Origin of the sequence: Streptomyces sp. NPDC049837 (assembly GCF_040674455.1) — a bacterium.
Taxonomy (GTDB): Bacteria; Actinomycetota; Actinomycetes; order Streptomycetales; family Streptomycetaceae; genus Streptomyces.
Genome location: NZ_JBFAMP010000012.1, coordinates 109,999 through 133,922, shown reverse-complemented (window position 1 = coordinate 133,922; position 23,924 = coordinate 109,999). Strand labels below are relative to the sequence as shown.

At 71.2% G+C, this 23,924-nt stretch carries 25 protein-coding genes; 12 read left to right on the top strand and 13 right to left on the bottom strand.

What is annotated here, in order from left to right; translation table 11 throughout:
• Positions 1–16 precede the first annotated feature (16 nt).
• Positions 17–805, top strand: coding sequence for a S16 family serine protease (locus tag AB0J57_RS28550; RefSeq protein WP_366131205.1), 789 nt, complete (start codon positions 17–19; stop codon positions 803–805).
• On the opposite strand, the gene AB0J57_RS28545 is transcribed toward AB0J57_RS28550, so the two are convergent.
• Genes AB0J57_RS28545 through AB0J57_RS28510 form a run of 8 tightly spaced genes read right to left on the bottom strand, consistent with a single transcriptional unit; the run spans position 744 to position 6,960 of the window.
• Positions 744–2,033 (bottom strand): MFS transporter, encoded by a 1,290-nt coding sequence (locus AB0J57_RS28545; RefSeq protein ID WP_366131204.1) that lies wholly within the window; start codon positions 2,031–2,033, stop codon positions 744–746. The two genes, AB0J57_RS28550 and AB0J57_RS28545, sit on opposite strands and share 62 nt — an antisense overlap.
• Positions 2,030–2,206 (bottom strand): hypothetical protein, encoded by a 177-nt coding sequence (locus AB0J57_RS28540; protein WP_366131203.1) that lies wholly within the window; start codon positions 2,204–2,206, stop codon positions 2,030–2,032. Before AB0J57_RS28540 ends, AB0J57_RS28545 begins: the two co-directional genes overlap by 4 nt.
• A gap of 11 nt (positions 2,207–2,217) precedes the next feature.
• Positions 2,218–2,808, bottom strand: a complete 591-nt coding sequence (locus AB0J57_RS28535; RefSeq protein WP_366131202.1) for a helix-turn-helix domain-containing protein — start codon at positions 2,806–2,808, stop codon at positions 2,218–2,220.
• Positions 2,809–2,857: 49 nt separating this feature from the next.
• Complete coding sequence (locus tag AB0J57_RS28530; protein WP_366131201.1) at positions 2,858–3,838, bottom strand: glycine betaine ABC transporter substrate-binding protein; 981 nt, start codon at positions 3,836–3,838, stop codon at positions 2,858–2,860.
• Positions 3,838–4,632, bottom strand: a complete 795-nt coding sequence (locus tag AB0J57_RS28525; protein ID WP_366131200.1) for an ABC transporter permease — start codon at positions 4,630–4,632, stop codon at positions 3,838–3,840. The genes AB0J57_RS28530 and AB0J57_RS28525 overlap by 1 nt, the downstream gene beginning before the upstream one ends.
• The gene (locus AB0J57_RS28520) at positions 4,629–5,834 is read right to left on the bottom strand and encodes a betaine/proline/choline family ABC transporter ATP-binding protein (protein WP_366131199.1); all 1,206 of its coding nucleotides are present in this window, start codon (positions 5,832–5,834) and stop codon (positions 4,629–4,631) included. Before AB0J57_RS28520 ends, AB0J57_RS28525 begins: the two co-directional genes overlap by 4 nt.
• Positions 5,818–6,474 carry an ABC transporter permease gene (locus AB0J57_RS28515; RefSeq protein ID WP_366131198.1) on the bottom strand — a complete coding sequence of 219 codons (657 nt, stop codon included), beginning with the start codon at positions 6,472–6,474 and terminating at the stop codon, positions 5,818–5,820. The genes AB0J57_RS28520 and AB0J57_RS28515 overlap by 17 nt, the downstream gene beginning before the upstream one ends.
• Before the next feature lie 15 nt (positions 6,475–6,489).
• Entirely contained in the window at positions 6,490–6,960 is a 471-nt protein-coding gene (locus AB0J57_RS28510) for an Lrp/AsnC family transcriptional regulator (RefSeq protein ID WP_366131197.1), read from the bottom strand.
• Positions 6,961–7,081: 121 nt separating this feature from the next.
• On the opposite strand from AB0J57_RS28510, the gene hppD reads away from it, so the two are divergent.
• The 4 genes from hppD to nthA all read left to right on the top strand — a co-directional run bounded on the left by hppD (position 7,082) and on the right by nthA (position 9,536).
• Complete coding sequence (gene hppD, locus AB0J57_RS28505) at positions 7,082–8,227, top strand: 4-hydroxyphenylpyruvate dioxygenase (RefSeq protein WP_366131196.1); 1,146 nt, start codon at positions 7,082–7,084, stop codon at positions 8,225–8,227.
• 181 nt (positions 8,228–8,408) lie between these two features.
• Positions 8,409–8,690: a hypothetical protein gene (locus tag AB0J57_RS28500; protein WP_366131195.1), complete on the top strand. Its 282-nt coding sequence runs from the start codon at positions 8,409–8,411 to the stop codon at positions 8,688–8,690.
• A complete protein-coding gene (locus tag AB0J57_RS28495; protein WP_366131194.1) occupies positions 8,683–8,955 on the top strand; it encodes an SH3-like domain-containing protein in 273 nt (90 codons plus the stop codon). The genes AB0J57_RS28500 and AB0J57_RS28495 overlap by 8 nt, the downstream gene beginning before the upstream one ends.
• Positions 8,952–9,536 carry a nitrile hydratase subunit alpha gene (gene nthA, locus AB0J57_RS28490; RefSeq protein WP_366131193.1) on the top strand — a complete coding sequence of 195 codons (585 nt, stop codon included), beginning with the start codon at positions 8,952–8,954 and terminating at the stop codon, positions 9,534–9,536. The genes AB0J57_RS28495 and nthA overlap by 4 nt, the downstream gene beginning before the upstream one ends.
• A 4-nt stretch (positions 9,537–9,540) precedes the next feature.
• Here the strand turns inward: nthA and AB0J57_RS28485 are convergent, their stop codons facing one another.
• On the bottom strand, positions 9,541–11,103 hold the full coding sequence (locus tag AB0J57_RS28485; RefSeq protein WP_366131192.1) for a tetratricopeptide repeat protein: 1,563 nt from the start codon (positions 11,101–11,103) through the stop codon (positions 9,541–9,543).
• Positions 11,104–11,200: 97 nt separating this feature from the next.
• Here AB0J57_RS28485 and AB0J57_RS28480 point away from each other — a divergent pair, with 97 nt between their 5' ends.
• Together AB0J57_RS28480 and AB0J57_RS28475 are read left to right on the top strand one after the other, a co-directional pair.
• A complete protein-coding gene (locus AB0J57_RS28480) occupies positions 11,201–12,580 on the top strand; it encodes an FAD-linked oxidase C-terminal domain-containing protein (protein ID WP_366131191.1) in 1,380 nt (459 codons plus the stop codon).
• A 93-nt stretch (positions 12,581–12,673) separates the two neighbouring features.
• On the top strand, positions 12,674–13,057 hold the full coding sequence (locus AB0J57_RS28475) for a VOC family protein (protein ID WP_366131190.1): 384 nt from the start codon (positions 12,674–12,676) through the stop codon (positions 13,055–13,057).
• 8 nt (positions 13,058–13,065) lie between these two features.
• Here AB0J57_RS28475 and AB0J57_RS28470 read toward each other — a convergent pair whose 3' ends face one another.
• The gene (locus tag AB0J57_RS28470; protein WP_366131189.1) at positions 13,066–13,476 is read right to left on the bottom strand and encodes an SsgA family sporulation/cell division regulator; all 411 of its coding nucleotides are present in this window, start codon (positions 13,474–13,476) and stop codon (positions 13,066–13,068) included.
• Between the two features lie 227 nt (positions 13,477–13,703).
• On the opposite strand from AB0J57_RS28470, the gene AB0J57_RS28465 reads away from it, so the two are divergent.
• On the top strand, positions 13,704–15,050 hold the full coding sequence (locus AB0J57_RS28465) for an RDD family protein (protein ID WP_366131188.1): 1,347 nt from the start codon (positions 13,704–13,706) through the stop codon (positions 15,048–15,050).
• Between the two features lie 55 nt (positions 15,051–15,105).
• Entirely contained in the window at positions 15,106–15,840 is a 735-nt protein-coding gene (locus AB0J57_RS28460) for an RDD family protein (protein ID WP_366131187.1), read from the top strand.
• On the opposite strand, the gene AB0J57_RS28455 is transcribed toward AB0J57_RS28460, so the two are convergent.
• Positions 15,826–16,071 carry a hypothetical protein gene (locus AB0J57_RS28455; protein WP_366131186.1) on the bottom strand — a complete coding sequence of 82 codons (246 nt, stop codon included), beginning with the start codon at positions 16,069–16,071 and terminating at the stop codon, positions 15,826–15,828. The two genes, AB0J57_RS28460 and AB0J57_RS28455, sit on opposite strands and share 15 nt — an antisense overlap.
• 221 nt (positions 16,072–16,292) lie before the next feature.
• Here AB0J57_RS28455 and AB0J57_RS28450 point away from each other — a divergent pair, with 221 nt between their 5' ends.
• The 3 genes from AB0J57_RS28450 (at position 16,293) to AB0J57_RS28440 (ending at position 21,802) form a co-directional block, all read left to right on the top strand.
• Positions 16,293–18,701, top strand: a complete 2,409-nt coding sequence (locus tag AB0J57_RS28450) for an immune inhibitor A domain-containing protein (protein ID WP_366131185.1) — start codon at positions 16,293–16,295, stop codon at positions 18,699–18,701.
• Positions 18,702–18,889: 188 nt separating this feature from the next.
• Positions 18,890–21,346, top strand: a complete 2,457-nt coding sequence (locus tag AB0J57_RS28445) for an immune inhibitor A domain-containing protein (RefSeq protein ID WP_366131184.1) — start codon at positions 18,890–18,892, stop codon at positions 21,344–21,346.
• Between the two features lie 123 nt (positions 21,347–21,469).
• Positions 21,470–21,802, top strand: coding sequence for a hypothetical protein (locus AB0J57_RS28440; RefSeq protein ID WP_366131183.1), 333 nt, complete (start codon positions 21,470–21,472; stop codon positions 21,800–21,802).
• 15 nt (positions 21,803–21,817) lie between these two features.
• On the opposite strand, the gene AB0J57_RS28435 is transcribed toward AB0J57_RS28440, so the two are convergent.
• The gene (locus AB0J57_RS28435) at positions 21,818–22,405 is read right to left on the bottom strand and encodes an isochorismatase family protein (protein WP_366131182.1); all 588 of its coding nucleotides are present in this window, start codon (positions 22,403–22,405) and stop codon (positions 21,818–21,820) included.
• A gap of 142 nt (positions 22,406–22,547) precedes the next feature.
• A complete protein-coding gene (locus AB0J57_RS28430) occupies positions 22,548–23,876 on the bottom strand; it encodes a nicotinate phosphoribosyltransferase (protein WP_366131181.1) in 1,329 nt (442 codons plus the stop codon).
• Positions 23,877–23,924 lie beyond the last annotated feature (48 nt).

Here is a 23,924-nt window from a genome sequence, read left to right as displayed (position 1 = left end):
CCGATAGATTGGCACCGTGCTCTCCAGTCTCACGCGCCCCCGCGCTCTCGCCCTGTGCGCCCTTCCCGTCGTCGCGCTGCTCGTCGTCGCCGGGGTCGCGCCGCTGCCGTTCACCCTCGCGCAGCCCGGGGGGACCAGCGACGTGCTGGGGGAGCACAAGGGGCGGCAGGTCATCACCATCTCCGGCGTACCCGTCCGCGAGACCAAGGGCGAGCTGCGCATGACGACCATCGTCGCCACCGGCCCGCGCGCCGACGTGGACCTCGGCGACGTCGTCGACAGTTGGTTCCGCGGCGACCGTGCCGTACTGCCGCGCGACTCCGTCTACCCGGCCGGCAAGTCCGACGCCGAGATCGAGAAGCGCAACATCGGCCAGATGCGGGAGTCCCAGAACAGCGCCGTCCAGGCCGCGCTCGGCTACCTCGGCAAGAGCCCGCGGCAGGTGAAGGTGGACCTGGAGCTGGCCGACGTCGGCGGGCCCAGCGCCGGGCTGTTCTTCGCGCTCGGGATCATCGACAAGATCCAGGGCAACGGCTCGGGCGGCGACCTCACCGGTGGCCGCACCGTCGCCGGTACGGGCACGGTCGCCGCCGACGGCACGATCGGTGCCGTGGGCGGGGTGTCCCTGAAGACGCAGGCCGCGCACCGGGACGGCGCCACCGTCTTCCTCGTACCGAAGGACGAGTGCGCCGACGCCCAGGCGGAGAAGCCCGCGGGCTTGCAGCTCATCCCGGTCGGCACGCTCAAGGACGCGGTGTCGTCGCTGCGCGCCCTGGGGCAGGGGAAGGCGGTCCCGAGCTGCTGACCTCCGCCGGGCCGTCCATGCCCCGCCAGGAGGGGAAGAGCGCCGGGGTCAGCGTCGCCGCGAAGTACAGGCCGCCGATCGTCAGCAGCGTCGGTACGAGACCCACCCGCTCCACCAGGTAGCCCGCGCCGACCCCGCCCAGCGGCGTGGTCATCAGCACCCCGGCCGTCGTCACCCCCGCCACCCGGCTGCGCAGGGCGTCCGGCACCCGCTCGTACATCACGGTCGTCAGGATCGGGTTGAGCGTCCCGACGCCCAGCCCGGAGACCGCCGCCATCACCACCATCGGCAGCACGCTGTCCGTCAGCGCCGCGACGACGTACGGCGGCGCCCCGCCGACCAGGAACGCGACGGTGAACACCGTCCGCCGCCGCCATCGGTGCCCCACCGCCGCGTACAGCAGCGCCCCCAGCAGCGCGCACCCGCCGAACACCGCCGTGACCAGGCCGATCGCGGCCGCGCCGCCCAGGTTGCGCTGCGCGTGCACCGGCAGGAGCACCGAACTCCAGCCCTGGTTCAGGCCGTTGGTGAACATCACCATCAGCGTGATCCCCAGCAGCAGCCGGGAGCCGAGCACGAAGGCGTACCCCTCGCGCAGCTCCGCCCGGTACCGCGCCAACGAGACGGGCGCGCCGCCCCGCAGCGGCTCGGCGGCCGGCACGCCCCGTACGCCGCCGAAGACCAGCAGCGCGGAGAGGCCGAAGGTGACCGCGTCCAGCAGCAGGACCGTTTCCGCGCCGACGACCGCGATCAGTACGCCCGCCAGCGCGGCCCCCGTCATCCGCGCCCCGCGCGACACCGCGTCGAACAGGCTCGCCGCCCGAGCGAGCGTCGTCCCGGCCTGTTCGGCGAGGTCGGGTACGAGGACGTGCCGGGCGGTCTCGCCGGGCGCGTGGAACAGTCCGGTGACGCCCATCAGGGCGCACAGCATCCAGAAGTCGAGCCGCCCCGCGTGGTGCAGGAGCGGGATCGCGGCGAGGGCCAGCGCGCAGACCAGGTCCGAGGCGATGCTGACGCGCCGGCGGCCGATCCGGTCGATGACCGGCCCGCCGACGATCGCGGAGACGACGACGGGCAGGGTGGCGCAGAAGGCGACGAGCCCCGCCTTGCCGGGGCTGCCGGTGGTCTGGAGCGCGAACCACGGGACACCGATGAGGGTCAGCGCGTTGCCGCTGATGGAGACGGCGTTGGCGGCCAGGACGGTGGCGAGCGGGCCCGGCGCCTTCATGCGATACGGGCGGTACGCGGCGGAGGAGCGGCGACCAGCCGGAGGCCCAGCTCGACGAGGGTCCAGCCCACTCGCGTACGCAGCGGGCGACGGGGAGCCGGCCGCCGGGGTGCGCGGTTCCTTAACTCGGCGGCACGCAGCTCGTGCAGCCGCAGGTGTATGTCCTGGTGCATGGCAGGTCCCTTCAGTCGCTCTGCTGCGGGAAGGCGTGCAGGTGGAGGCGTACCTTGGTGGCGTCCTGGGCCGGTTCGGCGTCGCGGTAGCTGTTGATGAGCGCGTGCAGTTGCTCGCTGAGCTCGCGCACCTGGAGCGGGCCGAGCCGCAGGGTGAAGTCGCTCAGGTCCGCGTTCCTGACCCACTCCGCCGGCCAGTCGCGCATCGTGCCGATCCAGGTGGACAGCTCCTGGCCGTGGATGGTGGCGATCTCGTGCATGAACACATTGACCGCGCCGCGCGTCTCGGGGTCCTGCTCGTCGAAGATCGACGCGTCCCAGGACGTGCCCTGGTGCACGGCCTGCCACCAGCGCTCGCGCCCCTTGCCCCGCTCGGGGGCGTCCTCGACGAAGCCGTGCGAGGCGAGCTGGCGCAAGTGGTAGCTGGTGGCGCCGCTCGACTCGCCCAGCCGCTCCGCCAGTTGGGAGGCGGTGGCCGGGCCGTGGTGACGCAGGGCGGCGAGCAGCCGGATGCGCAGCGGATGGGCGAGGCCGCGGAGGGAGCGCGGGTCGAGCTGCCGGATCGCCGGCGCGCCGGTGTCGTTCTTCTCGGGCTCGGGCATACCGCCACCCTAGAGTTGCAAAGAAGTCCTTGCAAGCACTTCTTTGCAACTACTCCTTTGGAACTCTGATGAACCCCTGCTCCACCAGCCACTCCTTCGCCACCTCGTGCGGGTCCTCCCCACCCACGTCCACCCGCGCGTTCAGCTCCTGCGCCACCGCCGTGTTCAGCTTCGCGCTCAGCGGGTTCAGCAGCCCCGCGATGGCCGGGTACTTCTCGTACGTCGCCGAGTGCAGCGACGGCGCCGCGTTGTAGTTGGGGAAGAACCGCTTGTCGTCGGCGAGCGTGTCCAGGTCCATCGCCTTGATCCGGCCGTCCGTCGTGTACGCCTCGCCCAGCAGGCAGGTGTCCGACTTCGCCACCTGCGTGTAGATGATCCCGGCGTCCATCTTGCGGATGTTGGCGGCCGGGATGCTCATCCCGTACGCCTTCTGCATGCCCGGCAGCCCGTCCTCCCGGGACGCGAACTCGTTCTCCACGCACAGCGTCACCGCCGACGGGTCCTCGCGCGCCAGCTCGGCCACGTCCGACAGCGTGCGCAGCCGGTACTTGGCGTTGTTCCGCTTGTTGATGGCCAGCGTGTACGTGTTGTTGAGCGTGGACTGCGGCAGCCAGGTGACGCCGTTCCTCACATCGGCGTCCCGTACCGCCCGCCACTGTGCCTCGGGATCGACGATCGGCTTCTGATGGCCCTGGTACGTGATCCACGCCGTGCCCGTGTACTCGTAGATCGCGTCCGCGTCGCCCTTGATGATCGCCTCACGCCCGCTGATGGAACCGGGCAGGTTCGTCCGGTCCAGCACCTCCGCACCCGCCGCCTTGAAGATCAGGCCGATCATGTGGCCGAGGATGATGTTCTCGCTGAAGTTCTTCGACGTGACCGTCAACGAGGCGCCCTTGAGCGGCTGTCCGCGCCCCACCGAGCCCGGCAGCACGTCGTCGGCCATCGGCGAGCCGCTCTTCAGCCCGCAGCCGGACAGCCCCAGCACCAGCACCAGACACACTCCCGGCGCCACCCGCCCGCACCGCATCAGCCCGCCCCCAGCCCGCGCGGGGTCAGCGCCAGCTCGGCCAGCGACGCCAGCCAGTCGACGAACAGCGCCAGCACCACCGTCAGCACGGAACCCAGCACCAGTACCGCCATCCGCTGCGTCTGGATGCCCGAGGTGATGAGGTCGCCGAGCCCGCCGCCACCGCCGAACGTCGCGAGCGTCGCCGTACCGACGTTGAGCACCAGCGCCGTGCGCACGCCCGCCAGGATCAGCGGCACGGCCAGGGGCAGTTCGACCCGGAGCAGTGTGCCCCACGCCGACATGCCGATGCCCCGGGCGGCCTCCACGAGCTGTGGGTCGATGGCCCGCAGGCCGGCCACCGTGTTGGCCAGCACCGGCAGCACGGCGTAGATCACCATGCCGACGATCGCGGTCGACGGTCCGATGCCCAGCCAGATCACCAGCAGTGCCAGCAGACCGATCGCCGGGGTCGCCTGGCCCACGTTCGCCACCGCCGTCGCGACCGGGGCCGCCCGGCTCACTCCCCGCCGGGTCAGGGCGATACCGAGCGGAACGGCGATGAGCAGCACCCAGAAGGTGGAGACGGCCGTCAGCTTGACGTGCTGCCACAGCCGCAACTGCACGTTCCCGCCCGCCAGCGAGTTCTCGGCGATCGCGTCCAGCCGGGCGCCCGAGATCCAGACGTACGTCACCACCAGCACCAGGGCCAGCACGGCCGGAACGACCACCAGCCGCCGCCACGGAATGCGCCGCTCCGGGGTGCGCCGTACCGGAACGGGCTCCGTCTCCACCTCCTCCACCGGGGAGGTCACGGCCCGCCCTCCAGCTCCACCTCGGTCTGGTGGTGGCGCAGTTGCTCCAGGTCGTGCTGGTGCTCGATCGCGGCCAGCCGGTCCGCCTCCAGCATCTCGTGCACCGAGTTCATCAGCGTCTCCATGTCGACGACCCCGATGTACTCGCCGCGCCGCCCCGTCACCGCCACCCGCCCCGCCGAGTCGATCAGCACCGCCTCCAGCGCGTCGTGCAGCGTCGCGTCCCGCGTCACCGTGTCGTGCACCAACTGCCCCGCCCGCGCCAGTGATCCCTTGGCCCGCATCAGATCGCCGCGCCGCAGCCACTTGTACGGGCGCCGGCGCCGGTCCAGCATCAGCAGCTCGTTGTGCAGCCCTCCGCGCAGCCGGTTGAAGATGGTCTGCAAGGGGTCGTCGACCGACACCGTCGGGAAGTCGGCGATCTCCACATCCCGTACGCGCGTGAGATTGAGCCGCTTCAGCGCGGCCCCCGCCCCCACGAACCCCGACACGAAATCGTCCGCCGGGTTCGTCAGGATCGCCTCGGGCGTGTCGAACTGGGCGATGTGCGAGCGCTCGCGCAGCACCGCGATCCGGTCGCCGAGCTTGATCGCCTCGTCGAAGTCGTGGGTCACGAAGACGACGGTCTTGTGCAACTCGTGCTGCAACCGGATGAGCTCGTCCTGCAAATGGTCACGCGTGATCGGGTCCACGGCCCCGAACGGCTCGTCCATCAGCAGCACCGGCGGATCCGCCGCCAGCGCTCTCGCGACCCCCACCCGCTGCTGCTGGCCGCCCGACAACTGACGCGGATACCGGCCGTGGAACTCCCTCGGATCGAGCCCCACCATGTCCAGCATCTCCTCGACCCGGTCGCGCACCCTCGCCTTCGACCAGCCCACCATCCTCGGTACGAGGGCGATGTTCTCCGCGACCGTCATGTGCGGGAACAGCCCCGACGACTGGATGGCGTACCCGACCTTCCGCCTCAGCTTCACCGGATCGATCCGCGTCACGTCCTCGTCGTCGATCCGGATGCGCCCCGACGACGGCTCGATCAGCCGGTTGATCATCTTCAGCGTCGTCGACTTCCCGCACCCGGAAGGACCCACGAAGATCACCGTCTCGCCCGCCCGGATCTCCATCGAGACGTTGTCCACGGCCGGGCTCGGGTTGCCCGGGTACCTCTTCGACAGGTTCTCCAGCTCAATGCTCGCGCCCACGGATCCCCCTCGGAATCGTCAGCCGCCCGAGCAGCACGTACGCGGCGTCGAAGAGCAGCGCCAGCACCACGATCCCCAGCGTCCCCGCCAGCACCTGGTTGATCGCGTTGGCGCTGCCCAGTGAGGCGATGCCACGGAAGATCTCATTGCCGAGCCCCGGCCCCGACGCGTACGCCGCGATCGCGGCGATACCCATCAGCATCTGCGTGGACACCCGGATCCCGGCCAGGATCGGCGGCCACGCCAGCGGCAGCTCCACCCGCAGCAGCCGGGCGGCCCTGGACATCCCGATGCCCCTCGCGGCGTCCACCAGCGCCGGATCGACACCCCGCAGCCCCACGATCGCGTTGCGCACGACCGGCAGCAGCCCGTACAGCACCAGCGCGATCACCGTGGGCGCCACCCCGAGCCCCACCAGCGGGATCAGCAGACCGATCAGCGCCAGCGAGGGAATGGTCAGCACCGTCGCCGTGGACCCGATGGCGAGATTCCCCGCCCACCCGCTGCGGTACGTGCCCAGGGCGATCGCCACGCCCAGCACCGTGGCGATCACCATGCACTGGAATACGGCGCTGACGTGCTGCAACGCGTCCGTGAACAACTGCTGGTCCCTGGTGACCACGTACTCCCAGAAGCCCACGCGCGCTCCCTCGTCTCACTCCTCCGACGCGGCCTGCTCCACCAGCGGGATGATCCGCAGAGGCACGGGGTTCTCCATGACGATCGCCGTGGAGGCCCGCACGATGCCATCAAAACCGACAACCCGGTCGATCACCCGCTGAAGATCCGCGTTGGACCTGGCCACCAGCCGGCACAGCATGTCCCCGTGGCCGGTCGTCGTGTGCAGCTCCAGCACCTCCGGCACACCCGCCAAGTGCTCGCGCACATCGGCGCCTTGCCCCTGCTTGATCTCCAGCGTCGCGAAAGCCGTCACCGGGTATCCCAGGGCCGCCGGGTCCACATCCGGTCCGAACCCCCGGATGACTCCGTTCGACTGAAGCCGGTCCAGCCGCGCCTGCACCGTGCCCCGCGCCACGCCCAGCCGGCGCGACGCCTCCAGAACCCCTATGCGCGGCTCACGCGCCAGCAGGGCGATGAGCCTGCCGTCCAGATGATCGATCGCCATGACGGCCCTCCAATGGTCACCCTGTACAGAACGCCCCACCACAGTGCCCAACCACTGGGCAGAATGACCAGCCCCCACACCAACTATTGCGCACCTTGCCAATCGGAGAGAGCCTGCCGCCATGACTGAGACCATCGATCACACCCCTGACACCGCCCGGCAGGCCGACCCCTTCCCGGTGAAGGGAATGGACGCGGTCGTCTTCGCCGTCGGCAACGCCAAGCAGGCCGCTCACTACTACTCCACGGCCTTCGGCATGAAGCTCGTCGCCTACTCCGGACCGGAGAACGGCAGCCGCGAGACCGCCAGTTACGTCCTGACGAACGGCGCCGCGCGCTTCGTGCTCACCTCCGTCATCAAGCCGTCCACCGACTGGGGCCGCTTCCTCGCCGAGCACGTCGCCGAGCACGGCGACGGCGTCATCGACCTCGCCATCGAGGTCCCGGACGCCCGCAAGGCGTACGCGTACGCCGTCGAGCACGGCGCGACCGGCATCACCGAGCCGTACGAGCTGAAGGACGAGCACGGCACGGTCGTCCTCGCCGCCATCGCGACGTACGGCAAGACCCGCCACACCCTCGTCGACCGCTCCGGCTACGACGGCCCGTACCTCCCCGGCTTCGTCACCGCCAAGCCGATCGTCGAGCCGCCCGCCAAGCGCACCTTCCAGGCCATCGACCACTGCGTGGGCAACGTCGAGCTCGGCAAGATGAACGAGTGGGTGACCTTCTACAACAAGGTCATGGGCTTCACCAACATGAAGGAGTTCGTCGGCGACGACATCGCCACCGAGTACTCCGCGCTCATGTCCAAGGTCGTCGCGGACGGCACCAAGAAGGTCAAGTTCCCGATCAACGAGCCCGCGATCGCGAAGAAGAAGTCGCAGATCGACGAGTACCTTGAGTTCTACAACGGCCCGGGCGTGCAGCACATCGCCCTCGCCACGAACGACATCGTCGCCACCGTGCGCACCATGCGCGCGGGCGGCGTCCAGTTCCTGGACGTCCCGGACTCGTACTACGACACGCTCGGCGAGTGGGTCGGCGACACGCGCGTACCGATCGACGAGCTGCGCGAGCTGAAGATCCTCGCCGACCGCGACGAGGACGGCTACCTGCTCCAGATCTTCACCAAGCCGGTCCAGGACCGCCCGACGGTCTTCTTCGAGCTGATCGAGCGCCACGGCTCCATGGGCTTCGGCAAGGGCAACTTCAAGGCGCTCTTCGAAGCGATCGAGCGGGAGCAGGCCAAGCGCGGCAACCTGTAACCACGCCACCCCCCCCACACCGAGAGCGCCCGCCCGCCCCGCGGGACGCAGACCAGCCCGCCCGGCGCGGGCACCCGCCCAGTACGTGGGCAGGGGCGCGCCCGCCCGGTGTGGGGGGACGGGCGGGCGCGCAAGGGGTAACCGCCCGCGGGGGCGGCCCGCGGCCGTTAGGGTGCCGGGCATGGCCAGGATCAACGATGTCGGCGGCATGCAGGGCTTCGGCCCCATCGACACCGCCGACGACGCCCAGCCCTTCCACGCCGACTGGGAGGCCCGCGTCTTCGCCCTCAACCGGGCGCTGCTGGGCGCCGGCGTCTACAACCTCGATGAGTTCCGGGACGCCGTCGAGACGATGCCGCCCGCCGAGTACCTCGCCGCCTCCTACTACGAGCGGTGGTTCCACGCCATCCGCACACTCCTCGAACGCAAGGGCGTGATCGAGGAGGGCGAGCTCGATGCGTGACCGGTTCCGGGCCGGGGACGCGGTGCGCACCGTCCACCACGACCCGCCCCACCACACCCGCCTCCCGCGCTACGCCCGCGGCAAGACCGGCACGGTCGTCGAGCCGGAGGGCCGCGCCCCGCTCGCGGACGCCCCCGCCCAGGGCGTCGAGGACGCCCCGCTGGAACAGGTGTACGCCGTACGGTTCGCCGCCCGCGACCTGTGGGGGCAGGGCGACCACCACGTCGTGCTCGACCTGTTCGAGAGCTATCTGGAGGACGCGTGAGCGAGCACCACGACGCCCTGATCTCCCGCCGCGTACGCCGCCTGGAGACCCTCCTCCAGGAGCGCGGCGTCATCGCCGGCGAGGCGGTCGAGGAGGTCATCGACGCCTACCTCGCCGAGTCCAGCCCCGCGAACGGCGCCCGCGTCGTCGCCCGCGCCTGGACGGACCCGGCGTACCGCGAACGCCTCCTCGCCGACGGTACGGCCGCCGTCGCCGAGCTCGGCTACGCCGCCGGCGGCGTACAGAAGCAGCGCCTCCGCGTCGTCGAGAACACCGAGCACGTCCACAACGTGGTCGTCTGCACGCTCTGCTCCTGCTACCCGCTGCGCCTGCTCGGCCCGTCCCCGGGCTGGTACCGCAGCGAGGCCTACCGCGCCCGGGTGGTGCGCGAACCCCGCGCCGTGCTGGCCGAGTTCGGGCTCCAGCTCCCCGAATCCACCGCCATCACGGTGTGGGACTCGACGTCCGAGACCCGGTACATGGTCCTGCCGCGCCGCCCGGAGGGCACGGAGGGCCTGGACGAGGACGCCCTGGCGGGCCTGGTCACCCGCAACGCGCTCATCGGCACGGCGGCGCTCTGAGCACTCACCGCCCGGGGGACGCCGGCGCGGAAGGCGCGGCGGCGGAGGCCGACGGGGACGCACTCGGCGACGCCGAACCCTCCGGCCGCCGTGGCTTGCGCGACTGCGGCTGCTGACGCTCCGGATCGCGCGGCGGCGGCGACCAGACCCGCGACGACGCCGACGGGCTCGGCGCCTCCTCGCCGTACACGTTCTTCGGCCCGCCCTCCGGCGGCTCGCCCAGCGCGGCCAGCGCCTGGCGGGCCTTCGGCGCCAGCAGGGGCGAGAAGTCCGGGTTGATGCGGAGCGCCTCGGCGATGTGCCGGCGCGCCGGGCCCCACTGCCGCAGCTCCCGCTCGATCTGGCCCCGGTGGTAGGCGAACAGCGCGCTGCGCAGGCCCGCCTCCGTGGCCCGCTTGGCGTACGGCAGCGCGTCCTCCGGCTGTCCCGCCCGGTACAGCGCCCAGCCCAGCGCGTCGGCGACGTGCACGGAACGGTGCCCCTTGGCCCACTCGGCGCGCAGCCGCTTGACGGCGGAGCCGGGGTCGGCGTGGTCCGCCTCGTAGCGGGCCAGCACGAGCGCCCCGTTCACCCCGTGCGTCCCCGCCTCCGTGGCCCGCACGCGCAGCATCTCGTACTGCGTGTGCGCGTCCCCGTCCAGGCCGAGCGACTCGTACAACTCGCCCGCCTCCAGCGCGTACTCCGGCAGCGGCAGCGCCTCCAGGGCGGCCGCGTAGTCGCGCAGCGCCTCGTCCGTGCGCCCCAGCGCGGCCAGCGCCCGCGCCCGCCCGGCCAGCGACGGGGCGTGGCCGGGCACCAGCCGCAGCGCCGGTTCGTAGGCGGCGAGGGCCTCGGCGGGCTCGCCGCGCTCCCACGCCAGGTCGCCCAGCCGCGCCAGGCACGCCGCCTTCTCGGCGGGCGTGGTGGCCAGCGCCACCGCGTCGTGCGCGAGCGCCGAGGCGTCCTCGCGCCAGCCCCGGTCCCGGTACACCAGCGCCGCACGCGACAGCGCCGGCGCCCCGGCGCGCAGCGCCCGCAGCTTCTCCATCGCCCGCCCGGCCGACACGTAGTCCCCGAGCCCGCTGTAGGCGTCGATCAGCACGGCGTACGACTGCCAGCGCCGGGGCTTCTGCTCGCGCACCGCCTCGCCCCACTTCCGCGCCGCCGCGAAGTCCCCGCGGGCGTTGGCCAGGGCCCCCATGCCCACCTGGGCGTCGGCGTTGCCCTTCCCGGCCGGGAGGACGGCCAGGGACCGCTTCAGCGCCTTCTCGGCCCGTACGTACGAGGCGGTGTCACCGCTCCGGGCGCCCCGCTCCACGTACGCGGTGCCCAGCAGCGCCCACGAGGCGTCGTCGCCCGGGTGCGCGCGCAGCCACGACTCACGCTCGCCGATCAGCGCGGCCAGCTCGGGCAGCGACGCCTGCGCGCCGGAGTGCGCCGCCGAGACGGCCCGCGCGACGGCGCCGGGCGCGGGCGCCGCCCCGCCCCCGTCTCCGAGGCCGCCCGGTACGAACAGGGCGGCCGCGCCGGCCAGCACCGCGCCCGCGCCCACCCCCAGGACGATCTGAGGGACCCGTTCCGTCTTCATGGCGCCAACTGTGCGTCAATACGACGAGCACCCGGCGTACCCGAACCCGCCCCCTCGACGGGTTCACACCGATGGCCCCGGATGCCAGTCTGGGATCATGGACGACCTACTGACCCGGCTCCACGAACGGCTGCGCACCGGCCTCCCCGCGGAAGCGGTCCTCACCGATCCGGACGTCACCGCCTCCTACGCCCACGACATGGCGAGCTTCTGCGACGCAGGCGCGCCCGCCGTGGTCGTCCTGCCGAGCACCGTCGAGCAGGTCCAGCACATCATGCGCACGGCGACCGAACTGCGCGTCCCGGTCGTCCCGCAGGGCGCCCGCACGGGCCTGTCCGGCGCGGCCAACGCCTCCGACGGCTGCATCGTGCTCTCCCTCACCAAGATGGACCGCATCCTGGAGATCAGCCCGGTCGACCGGATCGCCGTCGTCGAACCCGGCGTCATCAACGCCACGCTCTCCCGCGCCGTCGGCGAGCACGGTCTCTACTACCCTCCCGACCCGTCGAGCTGGGAGATGTGCACCATCGGCGGGAACATCGGCACCGCCTCCGGCGGCCTGTGCTGCGTCAAGTACGGGGTCACGGCGGAGTACGTCCTCGGCCTGGACGTCGTCCTCGCCGACGGCCGCCTGCTGTCCACCGGCCGCCGCACCGCCAAGGGCGTGGCCGGGTACGACCTGACCCGGCTGTTCGTCGGCTCGGAGGGCACCCTCGGCATCGTCGTACGGGCCGTGCTGGCGCTGCGGCCGCAGCCGCCCCAACAGCTCGTGTTGGCGGCCGAGTTCCCCTCGGCGGCCGCCGCCTGCGACGCCGTGTGCGCGGTCATGGAGCGCGGCCACACGCCCTCGCTCCTCGAACTCATGGACCGTACGACCGTGCGGGCGGTCAACCGACTGGGCCGGATGGGCCTGCCCGAGTCCACCGAGGCCCTCCTGCTCGCCGCGTTCGACAGCCCGGAGCCCGCCGCCGACATGGCCGCCGTGGCCGAGCTGTGCACGGCCGCCGGGGCCACCCAGGTCGTACCGGCGGAAGACGCGGCCGAGTCCGAAATGCTGCTGAAGGCCCGCCGGATGTCGCTGACCGCCCTGGAGGCCGTCAAGTCCGCGACGATGATCGACGACGTGTGCGTACCGCGCTCGCGGCTCGCCGCGATGATCGACGGTACGGCCGCCATCGCCGCCAAGTACGACCTGACCATCGGCGTCTGCGCGCACGCCGGCGACGGCAACACCCATCCCGTCGTCTGCTTCGACCACACCGACCCCGGTGAATCACGGCGCGCCCGCGAGTCGTTCGACGAGATCATGGCGCTCGGCCTGGAGCTCGGTGGCACCATCACGGGGGAACACGGCGTGGGCGTACTGAAGAAGGAGTGGCTCGCCCGTGAACTCGGGCCGGTGGGCGTAGAGTTGCAGCGCGGCATCAAGCAGACCTTCGACCCGCTCGGCATCCTCAACCCCGGCAAGCTCTTCTGAGGCTTCCGACCTAGGACAGGGACTAAGCCCCATGTCCGATGGTCCGGACGCGGCCGTCCGCATAGCGTGAAAGGGACCGATGAAGGAGGAGCAGTGCCCGCTCGTCTTGACCACACCATCGTCCGCAGCCGCGACCGGTTCGCCGCCGCCCGTTTCCTCACGGAGCTGATCGACGCGCCCGAGCCGAAGCCCTTCGGCCCGTTCGCCAGCGTCCCGCTGGAGGGCGGTGTCACCCTGGACTACCTGGACGACGACGCGCCCCGGATCGTGCCGCAGCACCTCGCCTTCCTCGTCTCCGAGGAGGAGTTCGACGAGATCTTCGGCCGGATCCAGGAGCGCGAACTGCCGTACTGGGCCGACCCGCACCACCAGGAGCCGCAGCGGATCAACCACCATTACGGTGGCCGTGGCGTGTACATCGACGACCCCGACGGCCACTCGATCGAATTCATCACGCACACGTACGTGACCGACTGACCGGGCCGTCACGCGAGCAGCTCGGCCAGCCCGTCGTCCAGGCCGAGCTGCTGCGACTCCGAGCCGGGCGGCACCACGCGCAGCGTCCGCTCCAGCCACGCGGACACCTGCGCGGCGGGGACCTCCAGCAGTGCGTCACCGTCCGGCGAGGACAGCGCCATCAGCACGACGGCCTGCCCGTCGAGCGTGGTGGGCCAGACCCGCACGTCGCCGTGGCCGCACGGCCGGAAGACCCCCTCGACCAGCAGCTCGCGGGCGAAGGTCCAGTGCACGGGGTGGTCGGAGCCGATGTGGAAGGTGATGTGCACGGCGTACGGGTCGTCCGTGCGGTAGACGAGCTTGGCCGGGACGGGGACGCTGCGCTCGGGCGACAGCACCAGGCTGAGCTCCAGTTCGCGTTCGACGACGGTGTGCTGCATGGGACGGTTCCCTTCTCTCCGGTGCGGCCCTGGAGCGGGCCGCACGGATGAGAGGCGGTTCCGCGCCCGCCATTACGCGACTTCCGGCGACGAGTTTTCTCTTACTTTCCGTAACACACATGTGACCGGATCGTGGTCGTTGTGGACGGACCGGTCCGGGGGCGCTCGGCGGTCTGGTAGATGTGGTGCCTTGAATTGAGGCCTCGAGGAGATACGGGACCACGGTGATGAGCGCCCCAACCCCGGCAACCGGCGACGGCAGCCCCACGCCTGGCTACTACCCCGATCCGTCCATCCCCGGATATATCCGGTTCTGGAACGGCGCCGCCTGGGTGCCGGGGACGAGCCGCCCCGCGCCCAAGGACGGTGAGGCGATGCCGACGCCCCCGGCCTCGGCGGCCCCGGCGTCCGCCTCGGCCTCGCCCGCCCCGGCGACGCCGTCCGTGGAGGAGACCGGACCGGTCTTCTTCGACGAGGAGGAGGCGGCCGCCGAGGCCCGGCCCGAGCCGGAGCCCGCGTCCGCGTGGCAGGCGGACGCCTCGCGCCAGACCGGGTTCGGCGGCGACCGCGACCGCCGGGTCTCCTGGGGCTCCGAGGCGGGCCAGGACCCGCGCCTCCCGGCCGGCGGCGCCGCCGACCCGACGGGCGGCGCGCTGCCCGGCGTACGGAAGGTGGAGCCCGAGCCCGCGAAGGCGGCGGTCCCGGAGGGCACGGTCACCATCCGCGCGGTCAAGCCGCAGGCGAAGGCGGAGCCCGAGCAGCCCGCCGACGGCACGATGACCATCCGCGCCCTCAAGCCGGACGCCGCCCCGCGCACCCCGCAGGTCCCGGCCCAGCCGCAGCCGGCCGCCCCGGCCCAGCAGCCCGCGCCCGCCACGGCCGCCGCCACGCCCGCCCCTGCGCCCGCCACCCCCGTCACCCACGGCCCCGGTGGCGGCGCCGCGTCCTGGGCGCAGCAGGTGCACCAGCTCGCCCAGCCGGAGCAGCAGCCGCACTCGCAGGCCCATCCGCAGGCCCAGGTCCAGCAGCCCGTCCTGCCGTGGAAGCCCCCGGTCAACGACCCGTTCCTGGCGGCCGCACAGGCCCAGGCGGCAGCCCGTCCCGCCGCCCTCGGCAAGCGGTTCGTGGCCCGGCTGATCGACACCCTGGTCCTCGGGGCGGCCGCCGGCGCCGTCGCCGTACCGTTCGTCATCAAGGCGCTCGACCACATCGACGGAAAGATCCAGCAGGCCAAGCAGTCCGGCGAGACGGTCACGGTCTGGCTCCTGGACGGCACGACCTCGACGTACTTCGGCATCGCGCTGGCCGCCCTGCTGGTGCTGGGCGTGCTGTACGAGGCGCTGCCGACCGCCAAGTGGGGCCGTACGCTCGGCAAGCGGCTGATGGGCCTGGAGGTGCGGGACATCGAGTCGCACGAGCCCCCACCGTTCGGCGCGGCGCTGCGCCGCTGGCTGGTCTACGGGGTGCTCGGCGTCCTGGTGATCGGCGTCGTCAACGTCCTGTGGGCCCTGATCGACCGGCCGTGGCGCCAGTGCTGGCACGACAAGGCGGCCCACACGTTTGTCGCCGGGTAGCCCGAACGGCCGGTGATCCGTTGCGGGGCCCCGCCGTGCGGGATGCACTGCCCCCATGAGCAACGAGCCACCCGAGGACGACCCGTTCCGTAAGAAGCCGCAGGACGACGGTGCCCAGCCGCCGCCCGCACCGCCGCCTCCCCCTTCGGGTGGCGGCGGTCCGTACGGGGGACAGGGCCCCTACGGCGGAGGCGGACCCTACGACGGCGGTCCGGGCGGAGGGCCTCCCGGTGGCGGTCCCTACGGTGGCGGTCCCGGTGGCGGCCCTTACGGCGGCGGGCCCTACGGCTACGGCGGGGCCGATCCGCTGGCGGGGATGCCGCCGCTCGCCGATTCGGGCAGGCGCGTCCTGGCCCGGCTGATCGACTGGGTCATCATCGTCGTACCGCTGGCCCTCATCGGCATCCCGTTCGACATCTACACCAGGGTGACCGACCAGGACGAGCTGGCCGAGGTGTGGCAGAACACCAACGACGGCGGGCAGTGGGTCTTCCAGCTCATCGCGATCGTGGCGTACGTCGCCTACGACACCCTCATGACCGCGAAGCGGAACGGGCAGACCATCGGCAAGCGGCTGATGGGCATGCGGGTGGCGATGCTCAACGACGGCAGCGTGCCGAACACGAACGCCGCGCTGACCCGGGCGGGCGTGCTGTGGCTGCCCCAGTTGATCTGCTGTCCCTGTCTGTGGCCGTTGCTCCTGCTGATCCTCATCCTGGTCGACAAGCCGTACAAGCAGGGCCTGCACGACAAGGCGGCCAGGACCGTCGTCGTGTCAACGACGCAGTGAGTGCTCCCTGGGCCTCGCCGGGGCGGCCGCCCGCGCGTCCTGGTGCGCCGCACGCCGCGCGGCCGGCAGCGGCAGCGTCATCGCGACCAGCAGGCCGAGCGCGAGCGCGGCCACCCCGATCATCGCGACACCCAGTCCGGTGGTGGTGCGGGACATCAGCAGCATGGCGACGGTCGCGAAGACGACGGTGGCCGAACCGTAGGCGAGCTGTGCGGCGGTCGGACGCGGCATGGCGGGTTCCGTCCTCGAAGCAATGGAGCACCGGATGGGGGTCACGCAACTCGGTCGCACTGATTTCTGACTCTACGACGGTGGATGCCCGAGAGGAACCGGTAGTAAGCGTGACCTAACCCACGGTACCGGTGCATGGGGGGCGCACAGCATCACGGCCTATGCCATATGGCCTGAAGACGGCGCCCGTTGACGCGATCCGCAGGGGAGGACCGTAACAAGTGTCGTACATCAAGGCCGCGTTGAGGGCCGGAGCCGTGCTCGCCCTCCTGGCGGGAACCACAGCCGTCGCCCCCGCCGCCACAGCCTCCACCACCACCCCCGCCACCACCGCCCCCGTGCACGACGACACCGCGCACGGCACCGCCGAGGGCAAGCACGACGGGCACGTCATCGACGGCCCCTTCAGCGCCCGGCAGCGGCAGCAGCGCCAGGTGGCGCTGGAGCAGGTGCTGAGCGGCCGGGCGAACGTGGAGCGGCGCGGCGGCTCCAGGGTCGTGAAGCTCGGCGACCGCAAGTACGTCGAACTCGGCCGGGAGCGCACGGACAAGATCTTCACGATCCTGGTGGAGTTCGGGGACAAGGTCGACAACACGACGATGTACGACCCGGACGGCCCGGCCGGACCGAAACCGCCCGTCGTCAAGTACGGCGGTACGCCGGGCCCGCCGCACAACCGGATCCCCGAGCCGGACCGGACGAAGGACAACTCCACGGACTGGCGCCCCGACTACGACCGCGAGCACTACGAGCGGCTGTACTTCGGCGAGGGCGAGGGGGTGGAGTCACTGAAGACGTACTACGAGAAGACCTCTTCCGGCCGTTATTCGGTCGAGGGCGAGGTGTCGGACTGGGTGAAGGTCGAGTACAACGAGGCCCGGTACGGCTCGAACTACTGCGGCGGCAACAACTGCCCCAACGTCGAGGACCTGGTCTTCGACGGGGTGGCCGCCTGGGTCGCCGGCCAGCGGGCGGAGGGCCGGACGGACGCCCAGATCAGGGAGCGGGTGGCGCGGTTCGACGAGTGGGACCGTACGGACCACGACAACGACGGCAACTTCAACGAGCCCGACGGCTACATCGACCACTTCCAGATCGTGCACGCGGGTGAGGACGGTTCGGCGGGCGGCGGGGCGCAGGGGCCCGACGCGCTGTGGGCGCACCGGGGGTACGCGTACAGCAGGGACGACGGCGACACCGGTCCGGCGGGGTTCAAGGCGGGGGGCGTTCCCGTCGGGAACACCGGCATCTGGGTGGGCGACTACACGATGCAGCCGGAGAACGGCGGGCTGGGCGTCTTCGCCCACGAGTACGCCCACGACCTGGGCCTGCCGGACCTGTACGACACCAACAACGTGGCCGGGGTGGAGAATTCGGTCGGGTTCTGGTCCCTGATGTCGTCCGGGTCGTGGCTGGGCACCGGCAAGGACGTGATCGGTGACCTGCCGGGGGACATGACGGCCTGGGACAAGCTCCAGCTCGGCTGGCTCAACTACGAGCGGGCCGAGGCGGCCAGGGCTTCCACGCACACGCTGGGTGTGTCCGCGTACAACACCGACCGGCCGCAGGCGCTGGTCGTGGAGCTGCCGGAGAAGACGGTCACCACCCCGGTCGTGAAGCCGGCGGGGGGAGCGGCGCAGTGGTGGAGCGACCACGGCGACAACCTGTCCCACACGCTGACCCGGACGGTCGACCTCACCGGCAGGTCCGGGGCCGAGCTGACGTTCGACGGTTGGTGGGACATCGAGAAGGACTACGACTACCTGTACGTCCAGGTCTCCACGGACGGCGGGGAGACCTGGAAGGCGGTCGACGGTACGGCCGACGGTGAGGTGATCCCCCGGGACGGCGGCGACAAGCCGGCCCTGACGGGGGTCTCGGCGACGTACCGGCAGTTGGTCTACTCGCTGGACGCGTACGCCGGGAAGCGGATCGCCGTCCGCTTCCGCTACAAGACGGACGGCGGCGTGGCCGGCAAGGGGTTCGCGGCGGACAACATCACCGTGAGGGCGGACGGCGTGACGCTGTTCCGGGACGACGCGGAGGGGAACGGTGACGGTGGCTGGGCGGCACGGGGGTTCGCGCGGGTGGGGGAGTCGGTCACCGGGGACTACCCGCAGTACTACATCGCGGAGAACCGGCAGTACGTGTCGTACGACAGGGCTCTGGAGACGGGCCCGTACCACTTCGGCTTCCCCAGGCCCCGGGACAACTGGGTGGAGCACTATGCCTACCGGCCCGGGCTGATGATCTGGCAGTGGGACACCTCGCAGCGGGACAACAACGTCACGGACCATCCCGGCCAGGGCCTGCTGCTGCCGGTGGACGCCCATCCGCGCCCGATGACATGGCCGGACGGCACGCTGATGTCGAACAAGATCACCCCGTACGACGCGGCGTTCAGCCTCCGTCCCACTCCCGGCTTCACCCTCCACAAGCGGGGCGTACCGCACTACATCACACCGCATGCGGGCAATCCGGTCTTCGACGACCACAAGGGTGTCTACTGGTACGCCGACAACGAGTTCGGCGGGGTTCGGACCACGGACACCAACACCCGGATCGCCATCGCCGCCCAACCGCCGGGCGGCTCCTGGATCACCGTGGAAGTCGGCCCGTCCACGGGGTGACCTGGCCGGTTCTCCTGTTCGCAATGCGGGGCGGCCTGTTCACATAGAGCAATTGGCCTGTCCAAGTCAAGATCTGTCTTTTCGCGTCATTCTCCGGTCGAATGTCGTCACTTGTGGCGCGACACCGCACGCGGATATCACATCGACCCCCCATCCGCGGTTCGCGGGCGCGGGGAGGACAAGATCAAGTGACCAGCAGACGACGGGCGTTCAGAGCGTCCGCGGTGATCGTGGCGCTGGCCGCCACCGCCGCGACCGCCTCGGCCCTCACGACGGCGCAGGCCGACAACCGCCCCACCAACGGCATCGAACGCCATGACCCGGCACCGGGCGCGCACGACCCGGGACACGGGGCCCCGGGACACGACCACGCCGCCAAGGTCGACCACGACCTCGACGGCCCGTTCAGCAAGCAGCAGGCTCAGGCGCGCGAGGCGGCGCTGGAGCAGGTGCTGGCCGGCGACCTCAAGGTGGAGCGCAGGGGTGCCTCCAAGGTCGTCAGGCTCGACGACAAGAAGTACGTCGAGCTGGGCCGCGAGAAGACCGACAAGATCTTCACGATCCTGGTCGAGTTCGGCGACAAGGTCGACAACACGACGCTGATCGACCGGGCGGACGACGGCGACGACCACACGCTCAAGCCGAAGTACGGCGGCACGCCCGGCCCGCTGCACAATCAGATAGCCGAGCCGGACCGTACGAAGGACAATTCGACGGCCTGGCAGAAGGACTACAACCAGCAGCACTTCCAGGACCTGTACTTCGGCACCGGCAAGGACAAGAAGACCGGCCAGCAGAAGCAGTCCCTGAAGACCTACTACGAGAAGACCTCCTCGGGCCGGTACTCGGTCGACGGCGCGGTCTCCGACTGGGTGAAGGTCGAGTACAACGAGGCGCGCTACGGCTCGAACTACTGCGGCAACAGCAACTGCTCCAACGTCTGGGACGCCGTCCGCGACGGTGTGACCGCGTGGACCGCGCAGCAGAAGGCGGCCGGCAAGACGGACGCCGAGATCAAGGCGCAGCTCGCCCAGTACGACCAGTGGGACCGCTACGACTTCGACGCCGACGGCAACTTCAACGAGGCCGACGGCTACATCGACCACTTCCAGATCGTCCACGCCGGCGAGGACGAGTCCGCGGGCGGCGGCGCCCAGGGCGGCGACGCGCTGTGGGCCCACCGCTGGTACGCGTACGGCACCGACGCCGGCAAGACCGGCCCGGCGAACAACAAGGCCGGCGGTACGCAGATCGGCGACACCGGCATCTGGGTCGGCGACTACACGATGCAGCCGGAGAACGGCGGCCTCGGTGTCTTCGCCCACGAGTACGGCCACGACCTGGGCCTGCCGGACCTGTACGACACCTCCGGCAAGGCGGGCGCCGAGAACTCGACCGGCTTCTGGTCCCTGATGTCGTCCGGCTCCTGGCTGGGCACCGGCAAGGACTCGATCGGTGACCTGCCCGGCGACATGACCGCGTGGGACAAGCTCCAGCTCGGCTGGCTCAACTACGAGAAGGCCAAGGCGGCGACCAAGTCCAAGCACACGCTGGGCGTCGCGGAGTACAACACCAAGAACCCGCAGGCCCTCGTCGTCGAGCTGCCGAAGAAGAAGGTCACCACCCCGGTCGTGAAGCCCGCCGAGGGCGCCACGCAGTGGTGGAGCGACATGGGTGACGACCTCAAGAACACCCTCACCCGCTCCGTCGACCTCACCGGCAAGGCCAAGGCCGAGCTCACGCTCGACGGCTGGTGGGACATCGAGAAGGACTACGACTACCTCTACACCGAGGTGTCGACCGACGGCGGCAAGAACTGGACGGCCCTGGCGGGCACGGCCAACGGCAAGGCCATCCCGGCCGACGCCAGCGGCGCCCCGGCCCTGACGGACGTCTCCGGCTCGTGGCAGAAGCTGGTGTACCCGCTGGACGCGTACGCCGGTAAGAAGTTCGACCTCCGCTTCCGCTACCAGACCGACGGCGGCGCGGGCGGCAAGGGCTTCACGGCCGACTCCATCACGCTGACGGCCGACGGCGCGGCGGTCTTCTCGGACAACGCCGAGAGCGGCGACAACGGCTGGACCGCGAAGGGCTTCTCCCGGATCGGCGAGTCCTTCACCAACGAGTACGACCAGTACTACATCGCCGAGAACCGCCAGTACGTCTCGTACGACAAGACCCTGAAGGTCGGCCCGTACAACTTCGGCTTCGCGGCGCCGATGGACAGTTGGGTGGAGCACTACCCGTACCAGACCGGCCTGATGGTCTGGCAGTGGGACACCTCCCAGAAGGACAACAACACCGCCGTCCACCCGGGCCAGGGCCTGATCCTTCCGGTCGACGCCCACGCCACGCCGACGAAGTGGGCGGACGGCACGCTGATGCGCAACCGCATCCAGTCCTACGACTCGCCGTTCAGCCTCTACCGGACGAACGGCCTCACCCTGCACAAGGCGGGTGTCGCGGCCAAGGTCGCGTCCCAGCCGGGTGTCCCGGTCTTCGACGACCGCAAGGGTGTCTACTGGTACGAGTCGAACCCGCGTGCGGGCGTCAAGGTAACTGACACCAACACCAAGATCGCGATCGTCAAGCAGCCGAAGAACGGCCAGACGATCACGGTCCAGGTCGGCCCGTCGACCAAGTAAAAGGCATTACCGCAGGTCAAAGCATGATCGGCCGTCGCCCCCTAGCGGGCGGCGGCCGATTCTGTTTAGGTGCGTGGTGACCCTTTCTTATTGACACACCATCTCACGGGGGAGTGGTTTCGCATGCCCGGCGGAGGTTTCACCAAGTTGCCCGGAGGCAAGGTCGTGGTCGCCCTGAGCCTGCCCAGCCCGGTCGGCGACGGCTCCACGGTCCGCGTCCTGGTCCACGCGGCCAACCGCGCCCGCGCCCTGACCCGGCTGCGGAACCTGGGCCTCCGAGCGGTCTACCTGCGCGGCAACACCCACCCGCCCACCCCGGACGAGATCACCGCGGTGCTCCACCACCCCGACGGCCTGCTCTGGCGCACGGTCCCGGAGTCCCACACCGAGCTCTGGCACCCCATCCGCGCCCTGCTCCCCCAGTCCCGCGCCTGGGGCGCCCCGAGCGCCTCCTAGACGCCGGTGCGGGCGTCAGACGACCGGCTTGCCGGTCAGCTCCACGCCCGCGTCCCTGAGGTCCTTCAGGGCCCGCTCCGTGGTCTCCGCCGAGACCCCGGCGGTCAGGTCCAGCAGCACCTGGGTGCGGAAGCCCTCACGGGCCGCGTCCAGGGCGGTGGCGCGCACGCAGTGGTCGGTGGCGATGCCCACCACGTCCACCTCCGTGACCTCCCGCTCCCGCAGCCAGTCGGCCAGCCGCACGTCGTTCTCGTCGGTGCCCTCGAAGCCGCTGTACGCCGCCGCGTACGCGCCCTTGTCGAACACCGCGTCGATCGCGCCCGACGCGACCGCCGGCGCGAAGTTCGGGTGGAAGCCCACCCCCTCCGTACCGGCCACACAGTGCCTCGGCCAGGAGCGGACGTAGTCGGGCGCGTCCGAGAAGTGGTCGCCGGGGTCGACGTGGTGGTCGCGGGTGGCCACGACGTGCTGGTAGACGGCCCCGGCGGCCTCGCCGACCAGGTCCGTGATGGCGGCGGCGACATCCGCGCCCCCCGCCACCGCGAGGCTGCCGCCCTCGCAGAAGTCGTTCTGTACGTCGACGACGATCAATGCGCGGTGCATGGCGGTTGTCCTTCGGGTGGGGGAGCGGTCGGTGAAAGAGCGGTCGGCCGGACGTTCGAGCGTGGTTCCGGGGGATGGGGTCGAGCCTAGAGACTTACCCGGCCCCGCGGGAGGGGGCACCACCGCCCGCGACGCCGCCGTCTCAGACGTACTCCGTGGGGATGACGGCCTCGCCCCGGGAGAGCTGGATCGCCGACATCGGCAGCCCCGCCCGCGCCGCCATGTGCCGCTCCCGCGCCGCCTCCAGCGGCTCGCGCGCCACCACCTCGCCGCCCTTGACCAGCTCGACCAGGAGCTGGCGGTCCGCGAGCCCGACGGGCACCGGGCCGGTGCCGACGACCTCCGCCTCGGCCACCCCGTCCGCGTCCAGGCGCCGCGCCGCCCACTTGCGGCCGCCGATCGACAGCTTGCCGCCCAGCGACTTCTTCGCCACCGAGCGCAGCGGCGCCTTCGGGTCCGCCGACTCGGCGCGGGCGACCAGCTTGTAGACCATCGAGCACGTCGGGTGACCGCTGCCGGTCACGAGCTGCGTACCGACGCCGTACGCGTCGACCGGCGCGGCCGCCAGCGACGCGATCGCGTACTCGTCCAGGTCCGAGGTGACGACGATCTTCGTGTCGCGCGCACCCAGCTCGTCCAACTGCTGGCGCACCCGGTGCGCGACCAGCAGCAGGTCGCCGGAGTCGATGCGCACCGCGCCCAGCTCGGGCCCGGCGATCTCCACGGCGGTGCGTACCGCCTCGGCCACGTCGTAGGTGTCGACGAGCAGTGTCGTACCCCGGCCCAGGGAGTCCACCTGCGCCCGGAAGGCGTCCCGCTCGGTGTCGTGGAGCAGGGTGAACGCGTGCGCGGAGGTGCCGACCGTCGGGATGCCGTAGCGGAAGCCCGCCGCCAGGTCGGAGGTGGACGAGAAGCCGCCCACGTACGCGGCGCGGGCCGCGGCGACCGCGGACAGCTCGTGCGTGCGCCGGGCGCCCATCTCGATCAGCCGCCGCTCGCCGGCCGCGGCGGACATCCGGGAGGCGGCGGCCGCGATCGCCGAGTCGTGGTTGAGGATCGACAGGATCACGGTCTCCAGCAGCACGCACTCGGCGAAGGAGCCCTCGACGCGCAGGATCGGCGAGCCGGGGAAGTACACCTCGCCCTCGGGGTAGCCCCAGATGTCGCCGCCGAAGCGGTAGTCCGCGAGCCAGGCCAGCGTCGGCTCGTCGACGATGCCGCGCTCACGGAGGAAGCCGAGGACGCCCGCGTCGAAGCGGAAGTTCTCCACGGCGTCCAGCACGCGGCCGGTGCCGGCCACGACGCCGTAGCGCCGCCCCTCGGGCAGCCGCCGGGTGAACACCTCGAAGACCGACCGCCGGTCGGCCGTGCCGCCCCGCAGTGCCGCCTGGAGCATCGTCAGCTCGTACTGGTCGGTGAAGAGTGCGGTAGACGGCACGTCCACCGGCAGCCCAAGATCCGCAGCATTCATACGACGATGCTACCCCGAATACTCGTCAGAGTGACGATTTCCCGGCCG